The organism is Bacillus sp. SIMBA_008, assembly GCF_046535495.1.
Taxonomy (GTDB): Bacteria; Bacillota; Bacilli; order Bacillales; family Bacillaceae; genus Bacillus; species Bacillus subtilis.
The window spans coordinates 1-326 of the sequence record NZ_JAWRWL010000187.1; the positions used below are offsets into that span (position 1 = coordinate 1).

Below are 326 nucleotides of genomic sequence, written 5' to 3' on the forward strand. Positions count from 1 at the left end.
GTAGCAGTTGAAGATAATGGTCCGGCCACCAGCGTGACAAGAACACCAACAATGAGCACCATGAGCCACTTCGGAATGGCAAGTACTGATGTGATGTGTGTCAAATCTTCTGCGAGTCCTAATTCAGCAAGCACCTGACTAGCAGCAACAGCAAACAACATCAAGGCACCGATCGTTGTAAACTTAGGAATGGCCGACTTGAAAAACTGAGACCAATCTAAAGCAGACGCTTTTTTTCTTCCAATTGTTAAGCTAATCAGCATCATGAGAATCGGAATCCACGTAATTAAAGAAATTTGATCCATTGCCTCTGGTCCAATGTTTGG

The 326-nt window shown here is 43.9% G+C and carries 1 pseudogene; it reads right to left on the reverse strand.

Annotation, left to right across the window (positions count from 1 at the left end):
* Positions 1-326: pseudogene (locus SB658_RS22760) on the reverse strand (TRAP transporter large permease subunit); the annotation flags it as partial.